This is a genomic window from Haloarcula sp. CGMCC 1.2071 (assembly GCF_037078445.1).
Classification (GTDB): Archaea; Halobacteriota; Halobacteria; order Halobacteriales; family Haloarculaceae; genus Haloarcula; species Haloarcula amylolytica.
On sequence record NZ_JAYMGY010000005.1, the window covers coordinates 42,588 to 61,840 of the forward strand.

Annotated in this window: 21 protein-coding genes, 1 rRNA gene and 1 pseudogene; 8 read left to right on the forward strand and 15 right to left on the reverse strand. The window is 62.3% G+C overall.

What is annotated here, in order from left to right; all coding sequences use genetic code 11:
• Positions 1-60 precede the first annotated feature (60 nt).
• Complete coding sequence (locus VI234_RS11790; protein ID WP_008311905.1) at positions 61-414, reverse strand: ArsR/SmtB family transcription factor; 354 nt, start codon at positions 412-414, stop codon at positions 61-63.
• A gap of 144 nt (positions 415-558) precedes the next feature.
• On the opposite strand from VI234_RS11790, the gene VI234_RS11795 reads away from it, so the two are divergent.
• On the forward strand, positions 559-1,062 hold the full coding sequence (locus tag VI234_RS11795) for a GbsR/MarR family transcriptional regulator (RefSeq protein ID WP_008311903.1): 504 nt from the start codon (positions 559-561) through the stop codon (positions 1,060-1,062).
• Positions 1,063-1,070: 8 nt separating this feature from the next.
• On the opposite strand, the gene VI234_RS11800 is transcribed toward VI234_RS11795, so the two are convergent.
• From VI234_RS11800 to VI234_RS11820, 5 genes are all read right to left on the reverse strand, one after another.
• Positions 1,071-1,622, reverse strand: coding sequence for a hypothetical protein (locus VI234_RS11800; RefSeq protein ID WP_008311902.1), 552 nt, complete (start codon positions 1,620-1,622; stop codon positions 1,071-1,073).
• 201 nt (positions 1,623-1,823) lie between these two features.
• Entirely contained in the window at positions 1,824-2,657 is an 834-nt protein-coding gene (locus VI234_RS11805; protein ID WP_336330111.1) for a hypothetical protein, read from the reverse strand.
• Between the two features lie 66 nt (positions 2,658-2,723).
• Complete coding sequence (locus VI234_RS11810) at positions 2,724-2,957, reverse strand: DUF2249 domain-containing protein (protein WP_008311900.1); 234 nt, start codon at positions 2,955-2,957, stop codon at positions 2,724-2,726.
• Positions 2,958-3,125: 168 nt separating this feature from the next.
• The gene (locus VI234_RS11815; protein ID WP_336330112.1) at positions 3,126-4,559 is read right to left on the reverse strand and encodes a hypothetical protein; all 1,434 of its coding nucleotides are present in this window, start codon (positions 4,557-4,559) and stop codon (positions 3,126-3,128) included.
• Positions 4,552-5,301, reverse strand: coding sequence for an ABC transporter ATP-binding protein (locus VI234_RS11820; protein WP_336330113.1), 750 nt, complete (start codon positions 5,299-5,301; stop codon positions 4,552-4,554). The genes VI234_RS11815 and VI234_RS11820 overlap by 8 nt, the downstream gene beginning before the upstream one ends.
• A 217-nt stretch (positions 5,302-5,518) precedes the next feature.
• Here VI234_RS11820 and VI234_RS11825 point away from each other — a divergent pair, with 217 nt between their 5' ends.
• The 3 genes and pseudogenes from VI234_RS11825 to VI234_RS21300 form a co-directional block, all read left to right on the forward strand.
• The gene (locus tag VI234_RS11825) at positions 5,519-6,844 is read left to right on the forward strand and encodes a hypothetical protein (protein WP_336330114.1); all 1,326 of its coding nucleotides are present in this window, start codon (positions 5,519-5,521) and stop codon (positions 6,842-6,844) included.
• A gap of 213 nt (positions 6,845-7,057) precedes the next feature.
• Positions 7,058-7,180: ribosomal RNA gene (rrf, locus tag VI234_RS11830) — 5S ribosomal RNA — on the forward strand.
• A gap of 83 nt (positions 7,181-7,263) precedes the next feature.
• Positions 7,264-7,705 (forward strand): annotated as a pseudogene (locus VI234_RS21300) (potassium transporter TrkG); the annotation flags it as partial.
• A gap of 205 nt (positions 7,706-7,910) precedes the next feature.
• Here VI234_RS21300 and VI234_RS11845 read toward each other — a convergent pair.
• The 6 genes from VI234_RS11845 to VI234_RS11870 all read right to left on the reverse strand — a co-directional run bounded on the left by VI234_RS11845 (position 7,911) and on the right by VI234_RS11870 (position 13,503).
• Positions 7,911-8,921: a hypothetical protein gene (locus VI234_RS11845; protein ID WP_336330115.1), complete on the reverse strand. Its 1,011-nt coding sequence runs from the start codon at positions 8,919-8,921 to the stop codon at positions 7,911-7,913.
• 117 nt (positions 8,922-9,038) lie between these two features.
• Positions 9,039-9,698, reverse strand: coding sequence for a cytochrome c biogenesis protein CcdA (locus VI234_RS11850; protein ID WP_336330116.1), 660 nt, complete (start codon positions 9,696-9,698; stop codon positions 9,039-9,041).
• Between the two features lies 1 nt (position 9,699).
• Entirely contained in the window at positions 9,700-10,227 is a 528-nt protein-coding gene (locus VI234_RS11855; RefSeq protein WP_336330117.1) for a TlpA family protein disulfide reductase, read from the reverse strand.
• Positions 10,224-10,901 carry an SCO family protein gene (locus tag VI234_RS11860; RefSeq protein WP_008311885.1) on the reverse strand — a complete coding sequence of 226 codons (678 nt, stop codon included), beginning with the start codon at positions 10,899-10,901 and terminating at the stop codon, positions 10,224-10,226. The genes VI234_RS11855 and VI234_RS11860 overlap by 4 nt, the downstream gene beginning before the upstream one ends.
• A gap of 440 nt (positions 10,902-11,341) precedes the next feature.
• Positions 11,342-12,070 carry a universal stress protein gene (locus VI234_RS11865; RefSeq protein ID WP_008311884.1) on the reverse strand — a complete coding sequence of 243 codons (729 nt, stop codon included), beginning with the start codon at positions 12,068-12,070 and terminating at the stop codon, positions 11,342-11,344.
• A 2-nt stretch (positions 12,071-12,072) separates the two neighbouring features.
• Positions 12,073-13,503 carry an APC family permease gene (locus VI234_RS11870; RefSeq protein ID WP_336330118.1) on the reverse strand — a complete coding sequence of 477 codons (1,431 nt, stop codon included), beginning with the start codon at positions 13,501-13,503 and terminating at the stop codon, positions 12,073-12,075.
• Positions 13,504-13,673: 170 nt separating this feature from the next.
• Between VI234_RS11870 and VI234_RS11875 the strand changes: the two genes are divergently transcribed.
• The gene (locus tag VI234_RS11875) at positions 13,674-14,915 is read left to right on the forward strand and encodes an inorganic phosphate transporter (RefSeq protein WP_336330119.1); all 1,242 of its coding nucleotides are present in this window, start codon (positions 13,674-13,676) and stop codon (positions 14,913-14,915) included.
• Here VI234_RS11875 and VI234_RS11880 read toward each other — a convergent pair.
• Positions 14,860-15,231, reverse strand: coding sequence for a hypothetical protein (locus VI234_RS11880; protein WP_336330120.1), 372 nt, complete (start codon positions 15,229-15,231; stop codon positions 14,860-14,862). The two genes, VI234_RS11875 and VI234_RS11880, sit on opposite strands and share 56 nt — an antisense overlap.
• Before the next feature lie 93 nt (positions 15,232-15,324).
• Between VI234_RS11880 and VI234_RS11885 the strand changes: the two genes are divergently transcribed.
• Positions 15,325-15,456, forward strand: a complete 132-nt coding sequence (locus VI234_RS11885; RefSeq protein ID WP_255518503.1) for a hypothetical protein — start codon at positions 15,325-15,327, stop codon at positions 15,454-15,456.
• A 66-nt stretch (positions 15,457-15,522) separates the two neighbouring features.
• Here VI234_RS11885 and VI234_RS11890 read toward each other — a convergent pair whose 3' ends face one another.
• The gene (locus VI234_RS11890) at positions 15,523-15,696 is read right to left on the reverse strand and encodes a hypothetical protein (protein WP_008311880.1); all 174 of its coding nucleotides are present in this window, start codon (positions 15,694-15,696) and stop codon (positions 15,523-15,525) included.
• Between the two features lie 188 nt (positions 15,697-15,884).
• Positions 15,885-17,093 (reverse strand): PQQ-dependent sugar dehydrogenase, encoded by a 1,209-nt coding sequence (locus tag VI234_RS11895; RefSeq protein ID WP_336330121.1) that lies wholly within the window; start codon positions 17,091-17,093, stop codon positions 15,885-15,887.
• 158 nt (positions 17,094-17,251) lie between these two features.
• On the opposite strand from VI234_RS11895, the gene VI234_RS11900 reads away from it, so the two are divergent.
• On the forward strand, positions 17,252-17,926 hold the full coding sequence (locus VI234_RS11900; protein WP_008311878.1) for a ribonuclease HI family protein: 675 nt from the start codon (positions 17,252-17,254) through the stop codon (positions 17,924-17,926).
• A 203-nt stretch (positions 17,927-18,129) separates the two neighbouring features.
• The gene (locus VI234_RS11905) at positions 18,130-19,203 is read left to right on the forward strand and encodes an NAD(P)/FAD-dependent oxidoreductase (protein ID WP_336330122.1); all 1,074 of its coding nucleotides are present in this window, start codon (positions 18,130-18,132) and stop codon (positions 19,201-19,203) included.
• Positions 19,204-19,253: the final 50 nt, after the last annotated feature.

A 19,253-nucleotide genomic window follows, 5' to 3' on the forward strand; every position in this document is an offset into this window, starting at 1 on the left:
CAAAGCCGTTCATGACTGCAAACTCCCGGGAAGGGGCAGTGCTCGAAACGGCTGGTGACGCTACACGGACCGGTCAGCGCTGTCACCGAACTGTACGACGAGTCGTTCCGTGGCGAGGGCGTACACTGTCATCTCCGTCCCCTTCTCCGAGTACCACGTTTCGGCGGGTTCGATAAGGTCAGCCTCACAGAGACGGTCGAGGTGATAGGAGACGCTCTGGAGCGAGCGGTCGACTGCGTCCGCGATATCCGACGCGGTCCGCGGTTCGTCCCCGACCGCCCCCAGTATCTCCTGCGCGGCCTCGGACGAGAGGATCTGAAGGACGTCGGTCGGTTCGGTACCGTTGACTACGACGTTCGTCTGCTCTCGGGGTGCATAGTCAACCGGCGGGTGATGGGGGAAGACGCTTGCCATGGATTGTAGAGGGTATTGCCGTTCGCTTCTGTTTGTTCGGCTCAATCCGAACAAACCAATCAAACAATTTAATACTTACGGAATCAATAGCCAGAGGTATGACGCAGCAGGACACGCGGCAAACAGGGCAGCCAGTTCGGATGCATGAGTGATGACGACAGCGCGGTCGCACGCGAACGCGTCATCGAATCGATGGAGCAGTCGGCCGAGGTGTACGGCCTCAGCCGAAGCGCCGGGCGCATCTACGGCGTGCTGTACTTCGCATCGGACCCGCTCTCCATCCCGGAGCTCGTCGAAGAAACGGGCTACGCGAAATCGACCGTGAGTAACGTCACGCGGACGCTATCGCGTATCGGGCTCATCCACCGCAGGTCGTCTGAGGGGGGCGGCAGGCGAGTCCGTTTCGAGGCCGAACGTGAGGTCTGGTTCATCCTGCAGGACGTGTTCCAACAGTACATCCAACGGGAAGTCCAGACGACGCTCAGGACCATCCGCCGGGCGGAAGAGCAGGTGCTGGCAGAGACTCGCGAGCAGGAGCGCGTTCGAAATCTCCGTGAGACGTACGAAGACCTAGAGGAGATCGTACAGCTCGCGTCGGAGTACTCCGCCGCCGAACTCCGCGAGGCGCTCGAGACCTACGAGCGGTAGTCACCGCGTTACCAATAGACGGTGTACGTGCACGTATCGTCACCGTTCCGACGACACGTCTCACCCGTTTCTTCGATGAACACGAACGCGCCGACCGGCGCGTATTGCTGGGCGACACCCCGGATGAGGCCACGGTCGAACGGGCACGGATACGGGTTCTCACACGTCACCTCGCCGGTCCGCTCGCCAACAGATTCGAAGCGGTAGTGCCCGATGTCCCCGCCACGGTGATTGCGCTGGTAGGCCTCGTCTATCGACTGGAGCCCCGCCGGAACAGAGTCGAAATCGTTCGGCCAGTCAGCGACACGCGGGATCTGTTCGCCGAGCCGGTCGAGGACGTGCGGTTGCAGGTCGTCGGCAATCGTCTCGAACGCGTTCAGCCAGGCCTGTTGTGGGTACCACTCGTCGGCCGCCGGGTCGGTGATTCCCTCCGCATCGAGCGCCGTTAGCGCCCGTTCCCGGTACTCGTCTGAGAACTTCCCCATCGCCTCTTCGACTATCGTAAGTACCGTTTGCCCGTTGATTTCGACGGCGGGGTCAAACGCGACGTAGGATGCCATTCTGCCCGATGGTTCGCGGGGAAGAAAATAAAACCGACCATACACGCGGCGAACGTGGCACTTTCAGCCCGTGGAGGGGAAGCCGACCGCAGTTTTCTACTCTACTGCCTGTAGCCCAGTCTCTACAGCGCTTAGTCTTCACTCTTAACGGGTCGCCGAGGGCTGGCGGCTCCATACAGACCGTACACGACAGCCCTGCCGTTACGACGCGTCCTGTGACTGTCCGCTACGTTCAGTACGGGCGTCGGTGACCCACGACGGCCGATTCACTGTCGTCTCACCCGATTCGAACTCGAAGGAGAGGTCGTATGTTTCCGGTGCTTTCCCTGCCAATCTGCCCAGGGCGAGTTCTGCATACGTCCCCGCGGACTTCGTCAGGTCCCACGTAACTGTCGCGGAGCGAACGTCAGTCGTGTCACCGACTGTTCGCACTGTCCCCGTAGCCCCGGTGACGTGGTACGTTTCCCTCCCCTCGTACCAGCCGTTTTTCGGCCTGTAGGCGGTCGCTGCCTGAGCGGTGTCGGCCTCCCGTTCGTATTCGACGATGTACAGGCTCCTGACGACTACCGACGCCGCTCCCGAGACATCGTCCGCCACATCCTCTGACTCCTGCTTGACGATGAACGTGACGGCCCCGTCAGTCCGGGTCTCCCGGAGGAGTTCCCGATCAGTATCGCTCTGGATCTGCTCTCGCCGGCGGTCGGTGCTGCCGCCGTCGTCGACGACGATACGGCTGTAGACCGGGTCGCCCGGCGACGCCTGATACTGTTCAGCTTGGACATCGCCCTCGTCAATGAACAGGTAGCGGCCGCCGTCAGCGGTCACAGCGCCCTCGAATTCGAGCGCTGTCTCACTATCCGCGACAATCGCTCCCGACGCCCGGTATTCGTCGGACTCGGGGACGGTAAACCGTTCGTCAACCGGATTTTCCGCGTGTGGGCTCGCAGTACTGAATGGATACACAGCGGCGAAGACAAGCGCGAGACAGCATAACGCTAGCACGCCGTTCAGTAGCCTCGCGGTACGGCGGTCCATATCCAAGTACCAGTACTGCCCGATAAAAGCTATTCGGAAACCGGGACTTAGACTCCGAGTTTGTCGCTACTTCTTCGGGAGGGTCGCGATGAACTCGTTCGGACCGATGCGGTCGACAGTGTAGTTCTCGGCGTCGAACGATTGTCGCTCCGCAGCCATCTGGTGATAAAGAGGCGTCGGCTCGTGGTCGTTGACTATCGTCAGTGCCTCTCCGCTGTCCAGTTCCTCGAACGCATCGAAGATTTTCGGATGACGCTTCGGCGGTGGAATCTCTCGGAGATCGAGTTGCTGTGCTGCCATGCGATCTATCTGTCGCTAGCTGCCGTAGAGAGCCTTTGTGCGAATATATTCAGAGCAGGACTCCGACAGCGATACCACGGGGCCCGCATTCGGTTACGTCGACCGCGTTACCGATACATTCCGGTTGATTGTGTCCTATTCGTCGTCACGGACGGCTGCTTTTGCAGTTCAGGCCTGCTGATACCGCGTCGACCACTTCGGTAACGACCGACGGTAAAGGCCGACGCCGATCGCGCCCAGGACGCCACCAGACCCACCGAGCGCGGCAAGCAGGGGCCCGGACAGCGGTGAGATGGCGAACCCGGCGATGAGGATCGGGACCAGCGGGAGGACCATTGCCGCGCCGAAAACAGCGAACAGGGCCGTGTCGAAGAGGAACTCGTTCGGAGAGAGGCCGGTGAGGTACACGGTGGTGCCGAAGATGTAGCAGGCGACACCGACGAGCAGGACGGCCCCGACGACCGCCTCGGCGACCGGCCCGCCACGCCAGGCCAGTGCGAGTCCGTAGAACGCGAGTCCGACCAGCGGGCCGAGCAGGAGGAACGCCCGGAACTTCCCCGCGAAAACGGCGTTCACAGAGAGGGGATGGGCGAAGTACAGGGTAACGTCGTCGGATTGCGTGAGCCAGTTATACGTCGTAAATCCCGAGAGCCCGAGAATCGCACCGAACGAGATTCCGGTCGACGGTGGCACGCCCGTTATCTGGCCGGCGAAATCGACCAGCGCGGCGGTGACACCAAACAGCACCGCCGCCGAGAAGAGGACCTTCCCGAACCCGCCTGCGCTCCGGTGGATGTCGAGCAGGCTCTTCGTTGCAACTGGGTCACCGATCCGCCGCCACCACCGGCGGAAGGCCGGTTCGACTGTTCGAGCAGAGCGAGGCGCGGTCGCGTCAAAGGTGAGAGCCCCGAGCAGAAAGACGCCGAGGATGCCGGTCGCTGTCACGCCGACCCGCAGGGGAGTCTGAGCGAGAAACAGGCCGTAGGGGGTGTAGGAGACGACATCGACACCGCTGGACAGCGCTGCACCGACTCCGACGAGTGGGGCCGCAAGTAGCGCCAGACCGGGAACGCCGCGGCCGGCGAGACCGAGGGCCGCAATCGTCGTACCCATCCCGAGGACGAACGTCAGTGCCAGGGTCGTCCACAAAAGGGAGACAGTCGCAGCGACGAAGAGGGGCCCGGCGACGCCGTGGACTGCAAGCACCGTTCCCAGAGAGATCGGCAGCAGAAACAGCACTGCGTAGTAGACACTGTCCTTGACGACGAACAGCCCCAGCAGCGTGTTCTGTGACAGCGGGAGCGTGCGGGCAGAGAACACCAGCAGCGTCACGTCACCGAGAAGGTTCCGGAGGGCATCCCGTCCCACAAATCCGAGAGACCCCGTGTGGAGACCGAAGACGAACACCAGTGCGTGGAGCCCGGCGAACACGGTTTTCGGTTCGGTCCCGGTAACAGCGAGAAGCTTGGCTGCGCCGCCAACGAGCAGGCAGATGAACACCGGAAACAGGGAGAAGTGACTGCCGCCGAAGAGCCGGCTGTGGAGTCGCCACTCCTCGCGGAGCATCTCGACGAACACCCTGCGCGCCCGTCCGTCACTCATGTGTCAGCGGGTTGGCTCCCCGGTCCACTGTTGCGTCGACGTTGTCCAGAAACACGTCGAGGAGCGTCACGTCAGCGTCGAGTTCCGCCGGACGGACGTCGGCGACGAGGTCGCCGCCGTACATGATGCCGACCCGCGAGCAGAGTTCGGCGGCGACGTCTACGTCGTGCGTGGTGACGACGATCGTGTTGCCGGCGTCCCGATACGAACGCAGGAATCGCTTGACCCGCTCCTGAACGATCGGGTCGAGGTTCGCCAGCGGTTCGTCGATGAACACGACGTCCGGTTCGTGGAAGAACGCACCGGCGATCATCACTTTCTGCTGTTGGCCCCGCGAAAGGTCCGAGGACAGCGTGTCGAGTTTGGCAGTGAAGCCGAGGCGGTCGGCCCACGAGTCGGTCTGCTCGGTCACCGCCTGGTCGGGCATACCCCGGATAGCACCGACGAAGTCGAAGTACTCGCGCGGCGTCATGAAACTCGGCGGTGACTCCTTCTCCGGGAGGATTCCCGCCCGTTCACGGACCGCTGTTGGCTGCGTCGCTGGGTCGACACCGAGTACCGCCGCCTGTCCACCGTCCGGACTAAGCTGCCCGGTGAGTATTTCCATTGTCGTGGTCTTGCCAGCGCCATTGGGACCAAGCAACCCGAAGAACTCACCGTCGTCGATACTGAGCGAGAGGTCCGCTATCGCGGTCACGTCGCCGTACGACTTCCTGAGCGACTCGATCTCGATTGCTGTCACGGCGTTCTGCCTACCATCGTGGTTCTGTCGATATAAGTTGTTATACTGAATAAGAACATCCCAGATAATCTACCAATGGTTTCGCCGAGACGTACATCTAAAAGGCGGTACAATTGTCAGAGCGGTATTGGTCGAAGAGTCACCCGTCGTCCGTGTTGGTGTAACTGTTGTTTGAGTAATCGAAGGCTCTTAACACATGACAGGATAGATATGTTATATGGTCCCACGCCGACTCCGCCATCTCGCCCTCCTCTGTCTGGTCTGTGCACCGCTCCTTGCCGCCGCCATGCCCGCCGGGGCAGCACCCCCGCCGCGGCCGCTGTGTGACGCCTGTGGCGAGTCGTTCGAATCGACGGCCGAATCCCACGGCGTCTCGGTCACTGTCACCCACAGCAACGCAACCGTCGCCGTCACCGATAACGGAAGCGCAACGTGGGTCGTCCACAACCGCCTGTCTAACTCAGATGGAGTTGCACGTCTCCGGGCGAACGAGAGCCTCCGGACCGCTATCGCCGACAGAGCGATGTGGGACACCGAGCTTCTGAGCGCGAACGTCTCCGGCGACGGCGTCATAACGCTGCGCTACCGTGAGACCGACTTCGCCGAGGGGTCTGTCGGCGGGGCGGTCCGCACTGGCGAGTTTACTGAAGCTTACGGGTATCGAAACCTCGACGGCCTCGGTGCCGACCGGCTTGTCGTCATTGCCCCTGATGGGATGCGCGTCGGGCGGGCCATCGACGGCGCGACCGTCTCGGACGACGGCCAGCGGATGACGATGACCGAACTGAACGACGGGCGTGTCGTGACGTTCGTCCCCCGTGACACGGCCTTTGGGCCGGTGTTGAGTCTCCTCGCGGTCGGAACACTTCTCGGTCCCGTGATGGCGGTGAAGGCGCTCGCATACATCACGCTCCCCGCAGCGGTGTTTACCCTCTTGATCGGCGCTGCCGCCGGAGGGGTCTCCTGGCTCGATTGGGACTTCAAACGAGTCCGGGACTCCGCGGGCGTCGCATTCGCCGGTTTCGGCGCGCTCGCGACTGCCCTGTCGCTGCTTGGAGCGACGGGCGTTTTGCGGTTGGGTGGGATAGCGGCACCGCTGTTCGGTGGTGGCACTGCGCTGTTCGTGTGTGGAATCGCACTTTCACAGCGGCGTGTCCGTGAGCGTGCGAGCTATCGTGCGGTCGTTGGCGGTGCAGTAGTCGGAGCGGGCATCGCGCTGGGAGCGACGATGGCGGTAGCGCCGATGGTCGTCGCTGACGGATTCACGCCCCCGGTGTCGGCGCTGTTAGTTCTTGGACCCGCGTTCGTGCTTCTCCCGGCCGGGTACGCAGTCGGCCACGGGAACCGTCGGCTAGCGATGAAAACGGCCGCTATCGGGTTCGTACTGTCGATGCTACCGGTACTCCCGGTGCTGCCTACGCCGTTCGGACTGGGCGTGCTTTTCATCCCAGTCGTCACAGCCAGCGCCGCCGCCGTTGCTATCGTCGGCCTGCCGATTTTCCTTGCCGGCGTCTCGCTCGGTAGTCCACCGTCTGACTTGTGACCAGTTCGCTGGCTGGGGTCGTTGCAAGGACTATCCTCGGTTCGACCCGAATAGACTGACATAGACGTGTCACGTAGGCAGGACTGTAGCCGTGCCCTGATTTGTTCGACCGGACAGACCGTGCTATCTTGTATTATGGTTGGGATGCTGGAACATTTTTCGACAGCGCCTCCAAGTAGCTACTCTTATAAGTGTGGCTGCCGGAAAACCTGTGTAGGCGGCCACAGCGGTGGGGTTGCCTCCCGTACCCATCCCGAACACGGAAGATAAGCCCACCAGCGTTCCGGCGAGTACTGGAGTGCGCGAGCCTCTGGGAAATCCGGTTCGCCGCCACCATTCATATCTATTCATACGAACTGACGAGCGACGCAACTTCGCTGTAGTCGTCTTTCGTCCCGGAGACGTGTAAAAGATCGCAGGGGTCGACAGTCAGCGGCCTCAAACTCATCTGCGTGGTAACATTAGTCAAGGGTACTGTCTGGTAGATACGGGACGTGTTCCGCCCGCCAACCGCTATCAAGTACTTGCAGATCGGCGAACGCCGGCTCAGCGAAGAACAGGCACAGCGCGAGTACACCGAAGCGACGGTCGTGTTCATCCTCTGGATTACGGCTCGTCATCGGTGTTGCGGTCCTACTCCGCGTTCTCTCACCGGCTCACCCACTCGAATACGTCATTTTCGATGTGATGAGCTCACAGAGCAACGTCGGCCTCAGCAGTGGCATCACTGGGCCAGCGATGCCCGACACTGCGAAGGCCATGCTGACACTCAATATGTTGGTCAGCCGACTCGAAATCATCCCCATCGCCGTACTGATCGGGTCGGTCCTACAGCGACTCGATCTGTACCGACGCGGGTGATTGCTGTTTTGCGTTTCGGGTGTCGATCATAGCTGATCTGAAGCCGTGGTCTGGAATAGAACGCTAGCGCACACCGACTTTTCTCCAGACGACCCCGACCTTCTCGTCGAAGGTGCTGTCGAGGCTGGTGTGTTGGAACAGGAGCGATTCGCTGCACAGGTACATGGGGTGAATACCTCGAGGGGTTTCAGCCGCCGACCGCAAGTCAGGGTGTCACGATCAGACTAAACCGATAGACTGTGCCCTGGTATTCGGCGACGACACCCCGGAAGTCGACTCGGTCGTCGTAGCTGTCTATCGGCTGGAGGTCACCGGCGATGCCGAGCGCGTCCAAAACCTCCGCAAGTTCGTCGGAGGGCGGTGCGCTCTCTTCGTAGCGGCGAGGCTCCTCGCTGATCGCGTCGTCGATCACGCCATGAGCGGATTCCGAGAGGTCGAGTGAACTCAGATCGAGTTCCAGAATCGCCGTTCGTGCGTACTCCTGGAACGCTTCGCGATTGTTCGTGATTTCGTCGAGAGTGTACGTCCATTCTGGGACGGTTACCGTCCGCTGCTCTGTGACGGGCCGAAAGTATTCGTCTTCGTACTCGATGTAATCGAACGGCGGCGACGGGACGAGCTCACTGGCTTCGGCGTCAAGGTGGTGGTGATACTCGACGGTCTGCAGGTTTTCGAATTGAGGCTCGCCGAGAAACCCATCGTTGCCCGCGTAGACCGCGTCGAGCGCTGCTTCAAGGACACGTTTGTCCTGTGTTGAGCGGTCGAAGGGGGTGCGTTCGACCGTGGCGTCGTCTGGCGGTGTCTCGTCAGTCCGTGTGACTGCGAAATGCCAGCGTTCTCGTTCGAGATGCTGTTCCTCGCTGATTTGGACTTCATAAAAGATCCCGTCCTGTCGAAGGAACGTTGGGCGTGGTCGCGTGTCTTTGCCCCATCGGTCTCGTCCGACGAGCGGCCACTGTTGGACGGTGACACTGCCGGTGTTAAACAGCTCGGACGTATACTGCTGTTTCGTCTCGGTAGTAAAATCGACCCTGGTGGTCGCATCAATTGTGGTCGGGTCGGGCCAGAGATACGGCCGTCCGATTGATGAGAGGTCCTGTTCACTGGCGATGAGCGCGTAGTTGTCGAGACTGCCGGGATTGAGACAACCGGCGGTCGCGGTGATGACCCCGGACGCGCCGATGAGTCGGAGGGCGTGGCGGCGGGAACAACGCATTGCTGTGCCGAAGTAGTTAATATGTCGATAAATTGCTTGTGGTGTAAATCTGCGTATCCCCGTGCGAATGCCACACGAGTCCTCGCTGGAGAGGGGCCAGTCAGCACTCGATTGAACTTACAACACGCCGAGTTCGAACACTGCGAGGTAAATCTGTCCGCCGCCGGCCAGTATCATCACGACGGCTGCGAGCTGGTGCAGTCGTTGCAGGTGCGTGCCCGCGGTGCGCCAGAGTCCGATGCCAACACCCGCAAGGAGTGTCACGCCGACAAGCGGAAGGGCGACTCCGAGCGCGTACACCGCCAGTACGAGAACGCTTGTCCGGGCTGGCAACGCGAGTGCCTGGGCCACCACACCGAAGAACAGCGGGACGACACAGCCCGCCGCAGCGACCGCGTACACAGCCCCGAACACACCGAATCCGGTTACCGACGCCGGTCGCTGCGGCAGCGGGACGCGGAGTTCGGGCTCGCGATTCAGGAGCATCGCGACGCCGAACGCGATCAGACCGAGTCCAATCATCGGTTCGAGCATCGGGAGTGCGTTTTTCAGTGGCTGCCCGAGTGCGAGGACGAGCAGCGCGACGAGGGGAAGCGCAAGGAGTGCCCCACCAGCAGCGGCGGTGGCAGGTGGTAGCATACCGACATCTCGGTCGCTCTCGTTCATGTAGTACCCGATATACCCCGGGAGCAGCGGGAACGCACACGGCGCGAAAAACGTCGTGACGCCTGCGCCCGCGGCGAACGTGAGTGTCCCGAGTACGGCAACTCCGGTCATCTCACACCAGTGCGTCGAGTTCGTCTCGAAGCGTCTCTTCCCCGGCGAGTCCGCTGTGGCCGAACTGGACGGTCCCGCTCTCGTCAGTAATCGCGATGTACGGGAGTCCGTCCGCCCCGAGTGCCGCCAGCAACTCGCTGCCGGGGTCGAGGCCGACAGTCCAGGCCCCGCCGTTCCGGTTCCACCACTCGCTGATGTCAGCCCTCGTCAGTGTCTCGCTTGGCCGCTCGTTCGTCACTGAGACGAACGACACGTCAGCGTACTCGGACTGCATCGCGTTTAGTATCCGGAGTTGGTCGTCACAGGGCGCACACCACGTAGCGAAGAGGTCGATCACCGTGACAGTTCCCGGGGTCGGCACAGCCGACTCGCCCGCCGACGAGCCGTGTGCATCTAGCGTCTCCACGCGGATCGGAAGCTGTTCTGTGTTCCCGGTCTGGCTACCCGACAGCCCGTTCTGGGCAACCCACAGACTCCCACCGGTGAGACCGATCCCCGCAATCGCCGCCACGGCCTGTCGGCGGTTCACGCGGTTCTCACCGTCTTCAGGTCGGAAATGATGGTTTCTTCGTCCGGCGACTTCGAGCGGTAGGCACGCTCGACGAACCCATCAGCGTTGACCAGGAGCGTCAGTGCTGTGTGCGTGAACATGTACATATCCATGTCCTCAGGTTCGGTTCGCTGGAACACAACCCCGAACTGTTCCTGTATGACATCCTTGGCTCGCTGCTTCGACGCTGGCCGAAGGAATTGCCAGTTCTCGCTCTCGGCGTCGACGTTCATCTCGTCCGCGTACGCCCCGAGTCGTTCTGCAGTGTCACGAGCGGGGTCGAAGGTCATCGGGAGGAACCGGACCGCATCAGCGTAGCCGTTGTTCTGTGCGTGGCTCTGAATGTTCCGCTGGGTCGAGATGAGAACGGGGCACACGGTCTGGCAGTGGCTGTAAAAAAACGTGAGGAGGGCTGGGGTTTCAACGTCGCGCAGTCGAATCTCTGTGGATTCGGCCGGCGCAGGGACGCTCACGTCCGGAATCTGCTCGCCCCACGCAGGATACGGAACGTCGCTGCTCTCGAACTCCCGGTCGGGCTCTTCGAGGACGACATCGGGGTTCGAATCCCCGAAGCGACCACCACCGAGACACCCGGCGACTCCAACAATCGTTCCAACCGCACCGGTCGATTTGAGAACCGTCCGTCGGCGCATACGCAGTAGTTGTGCCCTCGGATATTTGGCTAATCTGGTGTGACTGTCGTAAACCCTCTCTCGCCTGCTATCGCATTATTTCGGGCTGTGAGAGTGGTAAGACCACAGCGCAGTGACAGAGACGTTTTCCGGACCCGGTCGGGCTCCGGAGGCCTGGGGCGGCCCTCGTATTAGCAGTATGTATCACAGCGTACAAGCGGCTGTGTACCACCTGCAGCCTGGCCCGCTCTACCCATGGTTCACAGTCCGTCCTGAAGGGTCTGGCCGTTCGCTGTGTGCCGTCGCCAGCGTCTCCGGATTCCCACTGAAGCAGTACGTCGTCCCCGTTGTACCGTGGGATGACAGGAGCGTGAGCGTGGCAGGCGTCTATCCGTGGTCGGTGGTGAACTGAACCCGGGAGGGCTATCATGCACCAACGACCACCCAGCCGACTGGCTGAGTTACTCGTCCTCCGGAGCGGGTTCGCGCTGGACCACGAACACCGGTCCGAGAAATCGCTCGGCGATCTGGTCGGCAGGCATCCCGAACACGAACGTCGCCAGGGACGGGTCGGTTTCACCCATGACGACCGTATCGAACGAGTCAGCTATGTCTGCAATCGCGTCGAGGGGATCCTGGTCGCGGTCGATCCGTGTCTCGATAGTCGACGGGTCCATTCCGAACTCCACCAGTCGGTCCGTCATTCCACCGAGGAGTGTCTGGATGTCGTCGTCCGTCGTGTCTTCGTCGGCAACGTGATACAACGTCACGTCGGCGTCCATCTCTCCGAACACACTCGCGACGACACGGGCGAGGCGGTCAACCCCGATGGCCCCGCGGACTGGGACCAGCACGTCTTCGACCGGCCCCGTCGCGTTCGGAACGAGGACAGCCATGCAGTCGTGCTCAGCGATCATGCGGTCGATGGTCTTCTGGCCGTCGTGGGTGAACACGAGCCGCCGCTCGACAGTGGCTCCGGCCTCCTCGAACATCTCCTCGTAGTCATCGAGCCGTTCCGTGGCCCGGTCCTCGAACTGCATCCGTGCCTGTCCGGGAGCAGTCTGTTCCGGGATGACGTGATACCCCAGCAGGACAACGTGGGCGTGTGCGAGAAGTTCGGGGACACCCTCGGGGACCGATTCCCCTTCGAGCACGCGGAGCGGAACGAGTATTGATGGTCGGTCCGTCATAATCAGATGTCTCCTTTGAGTGTCACGTCCCCAGCGTAATAACGGTACCAGAGATACGAGGCGAGCATGACCACGATGCCGATACCGATTGACGCGGGCTGCATGAAGACGATCAGTCCGAAACTCGCGAGCGCGCCCACGACCGGGACCACCGGATAGCCCGGCACCTGATAGCTTGGCGAGTACCACTCCGGGTTCCGACGGCGCAACACGATCAGGGCGATACACATCAGCCCGTACATAATCAGGTGGAGGAACGAGGCGACCTCAGCCAGGAGTTCGACCCGGCCAGTCGCGACGAGGACGAGGATCGGGCCGCCAGCGGAGAGCAGTGCGACGTGTGGTGTGCCGTAGCGGAGGTTGACCTCGCTCGCCTTTCTGGGGAGCAACGCATCGCGGCTCAGAGCGTACACTGCCCGCGAGGCACTGAGAATCGACGCGTTCGCGCTCGAAAACGTCGCCAACAGCCCGGCACCCAGGATCGCGACCGCACCGGGCAACCCGAGGAAGTCACGGGCGACTTCGACCATCGCAGTCTCCCCGAACTCCCCCAGCCGATCAGCACCGAACGCGCTGGTCGCGACGAAAATCGTGACAACATAAAAGACGGTGACGATGAGGACCGAGCCGACCATCGCCAGCGGGAGGTTCCGACCCGGCTGCTTGATTTCACCCGCGACAGTTGCGACCTGGGCGAACCCCAGATACGACGTGAACACGAGCGCAGCGGTCGTCAACACTGGGAGGTACCCTTTCGAGAAAAACTGCTCCGGCACGGTGCCGCCACCGAATACGCCAACAGCGTCGAGGACACCGTAGGAAAGGAAGCCCGTGAGTACAACGAGGAGAACCCCGACCACCACGTTCTGAATCTTCGCGGTGTTTTCCGTGCCGCCGATACTCAATGCAGTCAGTGCGGCCCCGAACAACAGCCCGATGCCGATGACCGGACTGAACGGGAGCACGACGTTGAGCTCGGCGAACACGGCGCTCGCGTAGTGACCGAGCCCGACCAGATAGAACGCGGAGGCAAACATCAGGCCCAGCCACAGCCCGAGGCCGACGATTGCGCCGTAGGCCGTCCCCATTCCTCGCGAGATGAAGTAGTAGCCGCCTCCACTCCGTGGCATCGCCGTGGCGAGTTCGGAGGTCGGCAGCGCCACGAGCAACGCGATCAGGCCGCCGATCGCAAAGGAGAGCGTGGCTGCGAGCCCAGCGTTGGCGGCCGCCAGCCCTGGAAACACGAAGATTCCGGCCCCGATCATCGTCCCGATCCCGATTGCCAGCCCGCCGACCAGCCCGATAGTCCGTTCGAGTTCGACGTCGTCGTCGTGGACGACCGCGTCGTCGGTGACGGATTCCGGCTCCTCGGCGGGTACCTCACCGGCGACGTTCTCGCCCCCCGGTTCGACGTCGACAGGCTGGTCAGTCATATGACAGGGATAGTTTCACCTATCGGATAAAACCGCCGACGAAATGTGTGACCGACGCCGTGGGTAGCACTGGTCGGCAGCCTCGTGACAAGATGAAACCTCTCAGCACCGAAGATAGATGAACAGGCCATTATGGCTGTATCCGAAATGGTCCGTAGAGGATCATATTCATGGTCTCGGTGCTTCTCGTCCTCGGCTTACTCGTCGCCGGGTTCGTGGGATTCAACATCGGCGGTTCGTCAACAGGCGTCGCGTTCGGGCCGGCTGTCGGGAGCAAGCTGGTCAGAAAGGTAACAGCGGCGGCACTGTTCAGCGTGTTCGCGTTCATCGGAGCGTGGACAGTCGGCCGCAACGTCATCGTCACGATGAGCGAGGGGATCGTCCCGGCCGCACAGTTCACCCCGGTAGCCGGTGTCGGCGTCCTGTTTTTCACTGGCCTCTCGCTGCTGGTTTCAAACATCTATGGCGTCCCCGCCTCGACCTCGATGACGGCTGTAGGGGCGATTGTGGGGCTCGGACTCGCGACGGGATCGCTCAACGAGGCGTTGATGTTTACAATCGTCTCCGCGTGGATCGTCGCCCCGCTCATCGGCCTCATCATCGGGGCGGCCATCGGTCGGTACGCCTATCCGCAACTCGAAGCTCGACTGTCGTTTACGCGCCTCGAACGGCAGTTGGTACAGATCGACCGGTCGGGCCGGTTCCCCAGCGTCCGATTCAACAGAAACGCGTCCCCTCGCGACCTCATCGGGTCGGCACTGGTACTGGCCATCGCCTGTTACATGGGCTTCAGTGCGGGGGCCTCGAACGCTGCGAACGCAGTCGCCCCGCTGGTCGGCAACGGGGCCGTCAGTATCAATCAGGGCGTGCTCCTCGCAGTCGCAGCCATCAGCCTCGGTGGGTTCACCATCGCCAGACGCACTCTCGCAACCGTCGGCGACGGCATTACTGACCTACCGATTCTGGCAGCCCTCATCGTCTCCTCCGTCGGTGCGACGATCATCACCGTCCTCTCGTACTACGGCATTCCGGCGAGCCTCGCGGTGAGCACGACCTGCTGTATCATCGGTCTAGGGTGGGGCCGAGCGAGTCGCGCTGTCACGCTTACGGAACTCGCGACGCCACCGTCCGAGTCCAAGCCGGGGCCGAATCTCAGTACCGGCGCGCTCGTCGCCCCATCAACCAAGGATGAGAAGCCAGCGGGTCCAACTGTGGGCGAACTCGCAGCCGGAGAGTCCCCTACCCCCGAAACGTCTCCATCAGTCCCAGCCATTGGCGAGGAGGACATCGAGGAACTGACCGCCGAGAACCTGTTCGATCCGGCAGCGACGAGCCGAATCGTCATTCTCTGGGTCCTCACGCCGTCGCTGTCTGTCGTCGGATCGTACCTCCTCTTCGCTCTCCTGCTGTGAGCCAGTCGTCCGACCGGCCCCGTCGGTGGTTTGGGAAGTACTTGGACCACGAGCACCGGGGGGCCGCGAAAATGAGTACGAGTCCCGAGAGCGCCATGAGTGAGACGAGGGAGTTCATCTGCGGGCTCGTCCACGGGGCGTCCCCGCCGTAGCCCACGGTGGTGACCGTTTGAACGATGACCCCCACCGAGCGGTACAACGGCTGAGGCCGCCCCTCCCACGTAGCCATCCCGTAGTTGTAGAGAACCACGAACCCAGAGAGCACGATGACGACGATGACGAGATAATAGACGATGAGCCGCGTTCGCCGGTCCATGCTTCGGCATCAGGTGTCAGACCGATAATAGCTACTCCCGAGAGGGAGCGGTTCAATCACCAGTGAGCTGCCAACCGACTCATCATCGAGGTCATGGGGAGAAGGACACTTGCGGAAAAGGGACTCGAATCGGGCGACCCGATCAAGCCCAAGGAACCGCTCGGTTCCACCGAGGAAGCCGAGACGCCCGCCGACGACTACCCTCACAGGCGTTCATATCGGTAGAGCAGTACAGCCCCGCAAACCGCTCTGCCTCATCCTGATACCGGACCCCATGTCGCGTTCCCGATATCAGACGCTATCGGCGGTTTCCGATCCATCGCTATCCTGCCGTGCGAGTACGATGCCGGCGATGAAACAGGTAGCCCCCAGCCCGTAGAGGCCATAGCTCAGAGGTGCCGAGACGAGGAACCCTGCGACGATCAGGACTCCGAACGCGGCGTGCAGAATCGCAGTCTGGTTCACAGCCAGTGTAGCGGGTTCAGAAGCAAAAATGGCGCGGTACCGGCCTCACTGGTCGAGTCTGATCGATAGGGATCTGTGGGAGTATGGGACCAGAACGGCCCCGATCACCGTTGGTGCATCGCTCCAACACTAATTCAAATTACGGACACAGGTCGCCAGCCCACACGGTTGTCGCCGAATCACTCGATTCAGGCGGGGCAGAGTCGCACGATAGGTGCGTCCGACGAGTCGATTGCAGCGAGGACGTGTCCGGTTTCGGGCTCGACCACCACGTCGCGGATGCGCCACCCGTGGTCGGCGAGGAGGGGCGTCGCTTCTTCGACTGTTCGCCCATCGACGGTGAACCGGGCGAGATACTGCGAGGCCAAGCCACCGACGAGCAGGTCGCCGGTCCACTCCGGGAAGGCGTCACCGGTGTAGAACGCCGTGCCGCTGGGCGGGAAGCCACCTGACCCACAGTCCCACGAATACACTGGTGCAACAACGTCGTCGCGCTCCGCGTGGCTGACGCCGATCGGATCGCCGCTGCCGTAGGTACAGCCCTCGTCGGCGACCGGCCAGCCGTAGTTAGCGCCCCGTTCGACGATGTTGATCTCGTCGCCGTCCTGCTCGCCGAACTCGGTCTGCCAGATGGCTCCGGTGTCGGGGTGGACGGTCATCCCCTGGGCGTTGCGGTGGCCGTAGCTGAATATCGAACCGACCGCGTCCGGGTCGTCGGTGAACGGGTTCGCGTCGGGAATCCCACCCGAGGGCGTCAGCCGAAGTGTGGTCCCGAGTTCGTTGGTCCTGTCCTGAGCGACGTGGTCGGGCCCGAAGTCCTTGAACTGTCTGTCGCCGACAGTCACATACACCAACCCGTCCGGGCCGAACACGACGCGAGACCCGAAGTGCCCGTCAGAATCGACAAAGGGCTCCGCAGCGTGCAGTTGTTCAAACGTCTCGAACTGCGCGTCAGCGGCGTTCAGACGGCCACGGCCCAGATGTGTCGCCGACTCACCGCTGTCGTTAGCTTTCGAATATGTCAGATACACCCACGCTGGGTCCGGAAAGTCGGGGTGGAGCGCCGCATCGAGCATCCCGCCCTGACCGCTCGCGTACACCGACGGTGCGCCAGTGACAGGCGTAATTGTTCCGTCGGCCGAATCGACCAACACCACGCGGCCGACGCGCTCTGTGACCAGCAACTGTGAGCCGTCAGGCAGCGGTGTGACACTCCAGGGCGATTCGAGTCCGTCGGCGACGGTCTCGACAGCGACAGCCGTCTCTGAACCGTCGGCCTGTCCGGAAGCCGTCGCTGTCGCGCCGTCCCCTTGCTGGTCGTCACTGGGGGCACTACAGCCTGCGAGTGTTCCAGCGGCCGTGAGCCCGCTCACAGCGAGGAACGTCCGTCTGTCCATTGTAGCCACAGCTACGGTCGCGGTGCTGTTAACTGCGGTCCCGATTGGTTCATCAGAAACGCCGACCCGTCAGTAGCCGGTACTCACGGGACGCATCCTGCCATCCCTCGCCTATCGCGGCGAAGTGTCTTTTAGCCACCCGCAGCTACGCATTATTGATGGACCGTCACAATCAGCCAGCAGGTGAGAGAGAGCGTCTGCCAGCGGAGACGCTCTCGCCGCTGGCGACGCGGGTCGACGAGCTGCTGGCCCTGTATCGATACGAACTCACCCCCGCTATCGATGCGATCAATGCTGCCGTCGCTGGCTACGGTGGCCTGTTCGACCCGGAGACATCCGCCGATGAAATACGGACCGCAATCGACGAGCTTGTCGAATCTGGCCCGCCCCCGTCACAGCAGGGCTCGGCTACCTCCGACGTGGCACAGGTAGTGCTCTATGTTGACGGCAGTGCACACAGTAACGGGCCGGCCGGTGCCGGTGCTGTGATTCAGGCCGATGAGACACCGATTGCCCGACTCGGGCGTCCGGTCGGCTCCCGGACGAACAACAACGTCGCCGAATACGCCGCCCTCCATCTCGGACTGCGGGCACTGGCGGCACGGTGTGACCCGGAGTCGGTCGAGATACGCATCGATTCGATGACCGTCATCAACCACATCTGGGGTGACAAAGAGAGCACTGTGCAAGCGACGCCGTACAGCACAGCGATCACTGACCACCTGTCGGCGCTGCCCGCCCACGAGTGGACGCATCTGGCCGACAGTGATCCGAACCCGGCTGATGCACAGGCGACGGTCGGGGCCGACATCGCGGCCCTCGGCCCTGGGTGAGACAGGGGTGCTATAGTAACAATTGAAACGATTTACCCACTGATCGCACTGCCGTTGTGCGATCAGGTGTGCATTGATTTTCAATGGCTACTATAGCGAGCCTGTCGTTCGCATCGCTTGCGGAGCGTAACACCAGCGTCGAATTGCTGTGTAGATGGCCGCTGTTCTGCTGTTTTTATTCCTTGAGCACGTATATTACGTTAATGTACACCGAAGGGCGGTACGACTATGATGTGGCCGTTGTCGGCGGCGGGCCGGCCGGGCTGACGAGCGCACTGTACACCACCCGACTGGGGATGGACACGATTGTCATCAACCGCGGTGGGGGCCGCGCTGCGATGATGACCGATACCCACAACGTCATCGGGGTCACCGAGGACGTTTCGGGCAACGAGTTCCTGGAGACAGCGCGTGAACAGGTGCAGGATTACGGCGGGACCTACGAGCGGGGCTTCGTCGAGTCGGTCGAACCGCTCACCGACGGGAACGAGGACGGGTTCACCGTGACGACGAGCGACGGCGAACTGGCGGTCAAGCGAGTCGTCCTGGCGACCGGGTTCGCCGACGAGCGTCCGGACCCGCCGCTGCCGCGGACCGGGAAAGGGCTCCACTGGTGTCTCCACTGTGACGCGTTCATGTTCGTCGGCGAGCCGGTCTTCGTCATGGGGACCGGCGAAGCCGCGGCCCACGTCGCGATGATTATGCTGAACTACACCGACGACGTGGACATCCTGACTCGCGGCGAGGAGCCCGAGTGGAGCGACGAGACGCAGACGATGCTCGACAATCACCCGGTCGAGATCGTCGATACAGAGCTGTCGGGCAAGCAGACTGACGACGACGGCTGGCTATCGGCCTACGAGTTCGAGGACGGGAGCGTTCGGGAGTACAAGGGCGGCTTCCCGATGCTCGGGTCGGACTATCACGCGGAACTGGCCGACGAACTGGGACTCGATAGAAACGACGACGGGACGGTAGCCGTCGACGACCACGGCGAGACCAGTGTCTCCGGCGTCTACGCCGTTGGTGACCTCACGCCGGGCCACAACCAGATCCCGATCGCGATGGGTGAGGGCGCTGATGCGGGCATCGCGATCCACAAAGACCTCAGGAAGTACCCCCGTTCAGTCGACGACATCGAGTCCGAGGGTGCGGTCGAAGACGTGGACGTTCCTGCTGTCTCGGAAGAACTGTTCGCGACAGCGCTGGCACACGAGGGACACGCCGCCGGGCCACGCTCGGAGGCAATGCCAGAGGCCCGCGCTGACGACGACTGACGCGCCGGCGAATAGTTCAACCGGTGATGCGACGAGGGAGCCGAGTATCG

Bases quoted from the DNA above. Each gene is read 5' to 3' on its own strand.
- VI234_RS11790 (WP_008311905.1), bottom strand. From the start codon at position 414: ATGGCAAGCGTCTTCCCCCATCACCCGCCGGTTGACTATGCACCCCGA.
- VI234_RS11795 (WP_008311903.1), top strand. From the start codon at position 559: ATGAGTGATGACGACAGCGCGGTCGCACGCGAACGCGTCATCGAATCG.
- VI234_RS11800 (WP_008311902.1), bottom strand. From the start codon at position 1,622: ATGGCATCCTACGTCGCGTTTGACCCCGCCGTCGAAATCAACGGGCAA.
- VI234_RS11805 (WP_336330111.1), bottom strand. From the start codon at position 2,657: ATGGACCGCCGTACCGCGAGGCTACTGAACGGCGTGCTAGCGTTATGC.
- VI234_RS11810 (WP_008311900.1), bottom strand. From the start codon at position 2,957: ATGGCAGCACAGCAACTCGATCTCCGAGAGATTCCACCGCCGAAGCGT.
- VI234_RS11815 (WP_336330112.1), bottom strand. From the start codon at position 4,559: ATGAGTGACGGACGGGCGCGCAGGGTGTTCGTCGAGATGCTCCGCGAG.
- VI234_RS11825 (WP_336330114.1), top strand. From the start codon at position 5,519: ATGGTCCCACGCCGACTCCGCCATCTCGCCCTCCTCTGTCTGGTCTGT.
- VI234_RS11845 (WP_336330115.1), bottom strand. From the start codon at position 8,921: ATGCGTTGTTCCCGCCGCCACGCCCTCCGACTCATCGGCGCGTCCGGG.
- VI234_RS11850 (WP_336330116.1), bottom strand. From the start codon at position 9,698: ATGACCGGAGTTGCCGTACTCGGGACACTCACGTTCGCCGCGGGCGCA.
- VI234_RS11860 (WP_008311885.1), bottom strand. From the start codon at position 10,901: ATGCGCCGACGGACGGTTCTCAAATCGACCGGTGCGGTTGGAACGATT.
- VI234_RS11865 (WP_008311884.1), bottom strand. From the start codon at position 12,070: ATGACGGACCGACCATCAATACTCGTTCCGCTCCGCGTGCTCGAAGGG.
- VI234_RS11870 (WP_336330118.1), bottom strand. From the start codon at position 13,503: ATGACTGACCAGCCTGTCGACGTCGAACCGGGGGGCGAGAACGTCGCC.
- VI234_RS11875 (WP_336330119.1), top strand. From the start codon at position 13,674: ATGGTCTCGGTGCTTCTCGTCCTCGGCTTACTCGTCGCCGGGTTCGTG.
- VI234_RS11880 (WP_336330120.1), bottom strand. From the start codon at position 15,231: ATGGACCGGCGAACGCGGCTCATCGTCTATTATCTCGTCATCGTCGTC.
- VI234_RS11885 (WP_255518503.1), top strand. From the start codon at position 15,325: ATGGGGAGAAGGACACTTGCGGAAAAGGGACTCGAATCGGGCGACCCG.
- VI234_RS11895 (WP_336330121.1), bottom strand. From the start codon at position 17,093: ATGGACAGACGGACGTTCCTCGCTGTGAGCGGGCTCACGGCCGCTGGA.
- VI234_RS11900 (WP_008311878.1), top strand. From the start codon at position 17,252: ATGGACCGTCACAATCAGCCAGCAGGTGAGAGAGAGCGTCTGCCAGCG.
- VI234_RS11905 (WP_336330122.1), top strand. From the start codon at position 18,130: ATGTACACCGAAGGGCGGTACGACTATGATGTGGCCGTTGTCGGCGGC.